The following is a 7,130-nucleotide window of genomic DNA, read 5'->3' as shown; positions in this document are numbered from 1 at the left end:
GGCTTCCAACCTCAACGTGGCCCGGTCGAAACCCGACAGCGATATGAGCGTGATGCTCATGTTCGGCGCGCTGGTGTTGGCAGGTGTTGCGGCATTGCTTGGTGGTGCGCAGATGCCCTCGGCCCGTGATTTCTTCTTTATCGCCCTGCTCTGTCTTGTGTTCCTGCCCACTGCGTGCATCCTGATCCAGATTGGCCCCCGCTATATTCCGGCGGCGGAAGTCAGCCTGATGCTGCTTCTGGAAACCGTGTTCGGGTCTTTCCTTGTTTGGCTATTCCTCGGCGAAGTACCGCCAAAGCTCAGCCTGGTAGGTGGTGTTATTGTATTCTCCGCCCTGGCGGTGCATGGCTGGACGGAAGTAAGCCGGTACCGAAAAGCGCGGGTGGCAGTTGATTAACCCGGTTCCCGCGCGCGAAGATACGCGCTGATCAAAAACAAGGAACCGCAACAATGACCACCGTACCCAAGCTCACCGATGCCCTGTTGACCCTCGAGAACCGTGTCGCCACGCTTACTCTGAACCGTCACGACCTGCGCAATGCGCTGACCGGCTCAAACCTGATCGACGACATCGTGACCACCGCGGAATGGGTTAACCAGTGCGAAGACGTGTCGGTACTGGTGATCACCGGAGCGGGCTCTGCGTTCAGCGCCGGCGGCAACATCCGGGACATGACCAACCGCAGCGGCGATTTTGCCGGTGACGTGGCCGAATGCGCCGACCGTTACCGCAAAGGCATCCAGCGTATTCCCCTGGCCCTGCAGAATGTGGAAGTGCCCATTATCGCTGCCGTAAACGGCCCGGCCATCGGCGCCGGCTTCGATTTGGCCAACATGGCGGATATCCGCATTGCCTCGGACAACGCAAAGTTCGGCGAAACCTTTCTTAACCTGGGAATCATTCCGGGTGACGGCGGCGCTTGGTTCATGCAGCGCCTGATCGGCTACCAGCGCGCCTTCGAGCTAACGCTTACCGGGCGGGTGATCGATGCTACCGAGGCAAAGGAGCTGGGCATTGTTCTGGAGGTGGTGCCAGCGGACGAACTGATGAACGCCGCCAATGCCATGGCAAACCGCATGGCCAGCCAACCACCGAAAGCCACTCGCCTCACCAAACGCCTGATGAAAATGGCACCGAGGATGGAGCTGAAGGATTTTCTGGATGTGTGCGCCAACTTCCAGGGCATGTGCCACAACGAGCCTGAGCACCTGGAAGCGGTTAACAAAATGCTGGAAGCAATGTCGAAAAAATAGTGGCAGCGGCCAAATGGCCGCCTATCCATCAGACGGGGCTATTTCCCCGTAAAGACTTGAGGTCGAGCTCTTTCTCCACTTGCCTTGCAATCGTCTCGTCAGAAAGACTGAAAGCCACATGAAACCCCTTTTCGGTCTCGATACCACCATCATTGATGATGGAAACCACCTGCGCAGGATCTGTCAGCTCACTGACATCTTCGACCAGCGCTATCTGATCATCTTCCGAAAGCAGACTGTTTGCCGCTTCAATCGCCGACGAGGCACCCTGGCCGGGTGATGGCGTACAGACAATCATTCTCGCCTGCCCCACTGGCGTCACGATCAGCCTCTTGGCTTTCTCGATGGGATCGTTCACGTAACATGCGATTTGCTTACCAATAGTTTCGACTTCGGCCATGGCGGTTTGTCTCCTCATGCGGAAAACATTGAGTTAAAGCGTACGGCAGGCGTGAGAGCTTCGATCACTGCTCATTTGCCGTCGATACCTGCGGGTTGACGAGGACCACAAGAAAACACTTGGGGACATTGACAACAAAGGTGGTGCTCCGGGCCGGAATCGAACCGGCACGACCTAACGGTCGAGAGATTTTAAGTCTCTTGTGTCTACCAATTTCACCACCGGAGCAGTCGGGGGAGGTTTTGACGGACAGAATTGTATAAGTCTCCGTGGGGTAACGCAATTCGGATTCTGCCCGCACTATCAGGCTGCCGGGCTGGTCTCTAGCGGGTTGATCGCCCTGCCCTTATAGATGTATCCCGCGATTTTCGGTGCCTTGGGGATGTAGAGGTTTTCAAGTTCCTGGATTTCAAAGCCGGCGTGACGGATCAGGTCTGCGATGTGTCGGTTCAGGTGGCAGCCGCCGGCCAGCTTTTTCCAGCCCGGGGTGATGCGGTTTTGCCATTTTCTCGTGTCGTCGTGGGGCGATTCGCCGTGTTCGAGGAACAGGAGTTCACCGCCGGGTTTGAGCACTCGGCGCATCTGTTGAAGAGCGGCGTTCCAGTCGGGGATCGTACACAGGGTGAAGGTCAGCAGAACGGTGTCCACGGAGTTGTCGTCCAGAGGGATTTTCTCCCCGGGCAGATCCAGCCATTCAACCTTTATTGGAGTTTTGGCAAGGTTGGGCTGGGCCTTTCTACGCATGCCTTCTGAGGGCTCCAGGCCGTACACCATATCGACATTATTGGCGTTGTAGAATTCCATGTTGATGGCCGAGCCCATACCCACTTCCAGAACCACACCTTTGGCATGGGGAACCACCTGGCTACGAAGTTTCATCACCTGGCCCATTGAGCAAGCCCGGTCTATGATGTGAGGCAGTATTCTGTCTTCGTAAAAGCTCATCGGCATCACCATAATTGTTTTAAATCAAGGGTGCGACAATCGGCCCTATCGAAACTGCTAGCTTATTTAGTAGCATAGTAACCATCTGCCGGTAATAACAATATAACAATCAGAGCTAAGGCAGCGGCTGAACGGGTTCGCTGGGCCCGTTTGTTATGATGTGATCGTTACCGGAGGGTTCCCATGGAACTTGATCCTCTCATCCTATCGCGAATCCAGTTCGCGTTCGTGGTGTCATTTCACGCCATTTTTCCGGTGTTTACCATCGGCCTCGCTTCCTACATCGCGGTACTCGAAGGCCTTGCCTTCAAAACCGAGAATCCTGTGTGGGTGAAGCTCTCTGCCTTCTGGACCAAGGTGTTTGCCGTGGTGTTTGGTATGGGGGTGGTGTCGGGCATCGTGATGTCGTTCCAGTTCGGAACCAACTGGAGCAATTTCGCGCAGGCCTCGGCCAACTTCCTTGGCCCTATCCTGAGTTATGAGGTGGTTACGGCGTTCTTCCTGGAGGCGGCGTTCCTCGGGGTGCTGCTCTTCGGCCGGGATAAGGTGCCGGCTGGCGTTCACCTGTTTGCCGCCATCATGGTTGCGACGGGTACCTTTATTTCCTCCTTCTGGATTCTCTCGGCCAACAGCTGGATGCAGACTCCCGCGGGCACCGAACTCCGTGATGGCGTGTTCTATGTGACTTCCTGGAGCGAGGCGATCTTTAACCCGTCCTTCCCTTACCGCTTTGGCCATATGGCGCTGGCGTCCTTCCTGACCGGCGGCTTCGTGGTGGCCGGCGTGAGCGCCTGGTATCTCCTGCGGGGTCGCGAGGTGGAGGCCAATAAGAAAGCGCTGTCCATGTGCCTGTGGCTTTTGCTGTTCATTGCTCCTGCTCAGGCGGTGCTGGGTGATTTCCACGGTCTGAACACCCTGGAGCACCAGCCCACCAAGGTTGCGGCCATGGAAGGTAACTGGGAAACCTCCCGCAATGTGCCGTTGCTGCTGTTCGCCATTCCCGATCAGGAAAACCAGCGGAACCTGTACGAGATCGGTATTCCCAGCCTGGCCAGCTTCATCCTGACCCATGAATGGGACGGAGAGGTGCCGGGTGTGAGCGCAGTGCCGGTTGAAGAGCAGCCTCCGGTGGCGATTGTGTTCTGGTCCTTCCGGATCATGGTAGGTATTGGCCTGCTGATGATCGCCTTCGCGGTAACCGGCCTGGTTCTGCGTGCCGGCGGCAGGTACTGGCGCACCAACTGGTTCCTGCAGGGGATGCGTTTTATGAGCATTGCGCCCTTCTTTGCGGTACTCACCGGCTGGTTCGTAACCGAAGTGGGCCGCGCGCCCTGGCTGGTGTATGGCCAGATGACCCAGGCCGAGGCCCTGACCCCGTCGCTGACCGGCGGCATGGCGCTGTTCACGCTCATCGGCTATATCGTTGTGTACGCTCTGGTGTTTTCTGCCGGTGTCTACTACCTCATGCGTGTGTTGTATGTCGGTCTTGAAGACCGTGATGAGGACGAACACGAGGCAGATCGACCCAAGCGTCCGTTCTCCGCTGCACACGTGCCTTTCGAAATTGACCACAATTCTGACGATACTGTTGGTACTGCCAAGCCCGTCAACCAGGGAGGTCACTGATTATGGAACTGTTTGATCTGCCTCTTATCTGGGCATTCATTATCGGCTTCGGCATCATCATGTATGTGTTGATGGACGGGTTCGACCTGGGCGTGGGCATTCTCTTCCCCTTTGCTCCGAACGAGGAAGCCCGCGACACCATGATGAATTCGGTGGCCCCGGTGTGGGACGGCAATGAAACCTGGCTGGTGCTCGGTGGCGCCGGTCTTCTGGCCGCCTTCCCCATGGTGTATTCCATCTTCCTGCCGGCACTCTATATAGGTGTATTCCTGCTATTGGCCGGGCTAATTTTCCGGGGCGTGGCCTTTGAGTTCCGGTTCAAGGCCCGTACGTCACGTTATCTCTGGAACTGGGCGTTTGCCGGCGGCTCCACAGTTGCATCCTTTGCCCAGGGCGCCGTGGTCGGGGCCTATATCCAGGGCTTTGAAACCGCCAATGGCGTCTATGTTGGCGGCGCGCTGGACTGGCTGACGCCGTTCACCGTGCTCACGGGTCTGGGTATGCTGGCCGGCTATGCCCTGCTGGGTTCCACCTGGCTGATCATGAAAACCGAGGGGAATCTGCAGCAGTGGGCCTACAAGATCACCCTGCCCTTGCTCCTCGCGGTGTTGGTGGTCTTTGGCATCATCGGCGTCTGGACGCCCTTCGTGGATGAAATGGTGCGTGAGCGCTGGTTCTCCAACCTGAGCATTATCTGGGTCCTGCCGGTTCTGACACTGCTTTGTGCTATCCAGATTTACCGTTCGGTTCGTGATCGCAAAGACGGCATGCCGTTCGTGGCTACCATGGGCCTGTTCATCACCACCTATCTGGGCCTGGTGGTCAGCCGCTGGCCCTATGTGGTCCCGCCGGAATACACGCTCTGGGAGGCAGCCTCCGCCTATGAATCCCAGCTGTTCCTCCTGTTGGGTCTGCTGTTCGTGATTCCGATTGTGCTGGTCTACACCGCCTGGACCTATTGGGTCTTCCGCGGCAAGGTACGCGCCGGCGAGGGATATCACTAAGTGGCGGAGCCATCGGCCAATGGGGGCGGAGAGAATACCTCCGCCGCCGATCAGAAAGCCGTCAAAGGATGGCTTGCGGATCTGGCCCGTGGCAGTCGCCTGTGGATCCGAAGTACCGTGGCTGCCGGCACCGTTGCCGGCATTGCCACCATTATTCAGATGGTTTTGCTTGCCCGGATTATCCACCTGGGCATCATTGACGAGGTCCCGGTTGCGGACCTCACTCCCCTCTTTCTCGGTCTGATCCTGGCGCTGGTTGTTCGTGCGCTGGGCCAGGGTTTTCAGACCCGGTTTGCGGCGCGTTGCAGCGAACAGGTTCGCCGGGATGCCCGACGACAGCTCCACAAACACTGGCAGGCCACAGGCCCGGTTGAATTGGGCCAGTCTTCCGCTGGCACCCTGGCCAGGGAGTGGATTGACCATGTGGAAGCCCTGCACGGTTACTTTGCGCGGTTTCTGCCGCAGATGACCCTGTCGATGATTGTGCCGCTGCTGATCCTGGCCCTGGTGTTCTGGCTGGACTGGCTGGCCGGCATTTTCCTGCTGCTGTCCGCGCCGCTGATTCCCCTGTTCATGGCCCTGGTGGGCATGGGCGCGGAGAAACTGAACCAGCAGCACTTTGAAACCATCAGCCGGCTTTCCGGCCAGTTCCTGGACAAGGTGCGCGGCCTGACCACCCTGCAGCTGTTCGGCCAGACGGCCGGCGCTGCGGAGCTCATTCGCAAGCGCTCTGATCACTACCGCCGCATTACCATGAAAACGCTCAGGGTCGCTTTTCTGTCCTCAGCGGTTCTGGAGTTCTTTGCCTCTGTGGCCATCGCCGTGATCGCCATCTACATCGGGTTTGGTCTGCTTGGCTATATCACCTACGGCCCTTCCGAGGATCTGACCCTGTTTTCCGGGTTGCTGATCCTGTTGCTGGCCCCGGAGTTTTTCCAGCCGCTGCGCACGCTCTCCCAGCATTACCACGATCGCGCCGCGGCCATGGGCGCCGGCTCAGAGATACTTGAGCGGCTGGATCTGCCGGTGAACTTTGAAACCGCATCAGAGATGGCGTCGGTCGAGGGTTCGGAAGACCGGATTGAGCTGCGTGCCGTCGGTAAAGGTTTCCGGACCGACCAAACGGTGCTGAAAGATCTGTCCCTGACCATCCAGAAAGGTGAAGTGATTGCCCTGACCGGCCCTTCCGGCGGTGGCAAATCCACCCTGCTACATCTTCTGGCCGGCTTCATGGCGCCGGACACCGGTGAAGTTCATCTGTTCGGCGAAGCACCGGGCAGTTTCCGGTTTGGCTGGCTGGGGCAGAAAGGTTTTCTGGTTCAGGGTACCTGGGCCGATAACCTCAGACTGACTACTCCGGATGCCTCCGATATTGCCATTGAAACGGCGCTGCGTAACGTGGGCCTTGGCTCCCTGCTGGACAGCCGGCAACAGGGAATCTACAGCCCGGTGTCGGAAGAGGGTCAGGGACTCTCCGGCGGCCAGGCCCGGCGTCTCAGTCTCGCCCGTATCTTTCTGGCGGATTACGATCTGATCCTGCTGGATGAACCGACTGCGGGTCTGGATAGCGACAGTGAGGTGTTTGTATTAGAGGCCCTGCATAAACTGGCGGTAGCCGGTAAAACCCTGGTTTTCTCAACCCACCACCAGGCTCTCCTGACTCTGGCCAACCGAGTGCTGCTGGTGTCCGGCGGGGAGGTTCGCGATGCGTGAGCTGAAACCATGGCTGGAGCTGATCTTAAAGCGGCCCGGACGCCTGGTGGTGGGTGGCTTTCTGATTCTCGCTACCCTGCTCTCCGGCATTGCGCTGTTGGCTGTGTCTGGCTGGTTCCTTACCAAAACGGCGCTGGTGGGATTGCTCCTGGCTGCCGGGGTGGCGGCCACTATCAATCTTTACGTGC

7 protein-coding genes, 1 tRNA gene and 1 pseudogene are annotated in these 7,130 nt (G+C 58.2%); 6 read left to right on the top strand and 3 right to left on the bottom strand.

Translation table 11 applies throughout. The annotated features are described in order from the left end of the window. Both B2W52_RS00815 and B2W52_RS00810 read left to right on the top strand, forming a co-directional pair. Positions 1 to 397, top strand: a 397-nt coding sequence (locus B2W52_RS00815; RefSeq protein ID WP_286801001.1) for a DMT family transporter, incomplete at its 5' end; no start/stop codon positions are given. Between the two features lie 53 nt (positions 398 to 450). Beyond that, entirely contained in the window at positions 451 to 1,254 is an 804-nt protein-coding gene (locus B2W52_RS00810; protein ID WP_273071131.1) for an enoyl-CoA hydratase-related protein, read from the top strand. A gap of 28 nt (positions 1,255 to 1,282) precedes the next feature. Here B2W52_RS00810 and B2W52_RS00805 read toward each other — a convergent pair whose 3' ends face one another. The 3 genes from B2W52_RS00805 to B2W52_RS00795 form a co-directional block, all read right to left on the bottom strand. After that, positions 1,283 to 1,654 carry a hypothetical protein gene (locus B2W52_RS00805; protein WP_273071132.1) on the bottom strand — a complete coding sequence of 124 codons (372 nt, stop codon included), beginning with the start codon at positions 1,652 to 1,654 and terminating at the stop codon, positions 1,283 to 1,285. A 141-nt stretch (positions 1,655 to 1,795) separates the two neighbouring features. After that, positions 1,796 to 1,882: transfer RNA gene (locus B2W52_RS00800), tRNA-Leu, on the bottom strand. A 75-nt stretch (positions 1,883 to 1,957) separates the two neighbouring features. Next, positions 1,958 to 2,599 (bottom strand): class I SAM-dependent methyltransferase, encoded by a 642-nt coding sequence (locus B2W52_RS00795; RefSeq protein WP_062784547.1) that lies wholly within the window; start codon positions 2,597 to 2,599, stop codon positions 1,958 to 1,960. A 183-nt stretch (positions 2,600 to 2,782) separates the two neighbouring features. On the opposite strand from B2W52_RS00795, the gene B2W52_RS00790 reads away from it, so the two are divergent. The 4 genes and pseudogenes from B2W52_RS00790 to B2W52_RS00775 form a co-directional block, all read left to right on the top strand. Continuing rightward, positions 2,783 to 4,225: a cytochrome ubiquinol oxidase subunit I gene (locus tag B2W52_RS00790; protein WP_153633468.1), complete on the top strand. Its 1,443-nt coding sequence runs from the start codon at positions 2,783 to 2,785 to the stop codon at positions 4,223 to 4,225. Between the two features lie 2 nt (positions 4,226 to 4,227). After that, complete coding sequence (gene cydB / locus B2W52_RS00785; RefSeq protein WP_069183608.1) at positions 4,228 to 5,229, top strand: cytochrome d ubiquinol oxidase subunit II; 1,002 nt, start codon at positions 4,228 to 4,230, stop codon at positions 5,227 to 5,229. Then, positions 5,230 to 6,942 carry a thiol reductant ABC exporter subunit CydD gene (gene cydD, locus B2W52_RS00780; RefSeq protein ID WP_008171611.1) on the top strand — a complete coding sequence of 571 codons (1,713 nt, stop codon included), beginning with the start codon at positions 5,230 to 5,232 and terminating at the stop codon, positions 6,940 to 6,942. Then, positions 6,935 to 7,130 (top strand): annotated as a pseudogene (locus tag B2W52_RS00775) (thiol reductant ABC exporter subunit CydC); the annotation flags it as partial. The gene cydD and the pseudogene B2W52_RS00775, both read left to right, overlap by 8 nt.

Source organism: Marinobacter sp. UBA2498, assembly GCF_002341575.1.
Lineage (GTDB): Bacteria > Pseudomonadota > Gammaproteobacteria > Pseudomonadales > Oleiphilaceae > Marinobacter > Marinobacter manganoxydans.
This window is presented reverse-complemented; position numbering and strand designations above follow the sequence as displayed.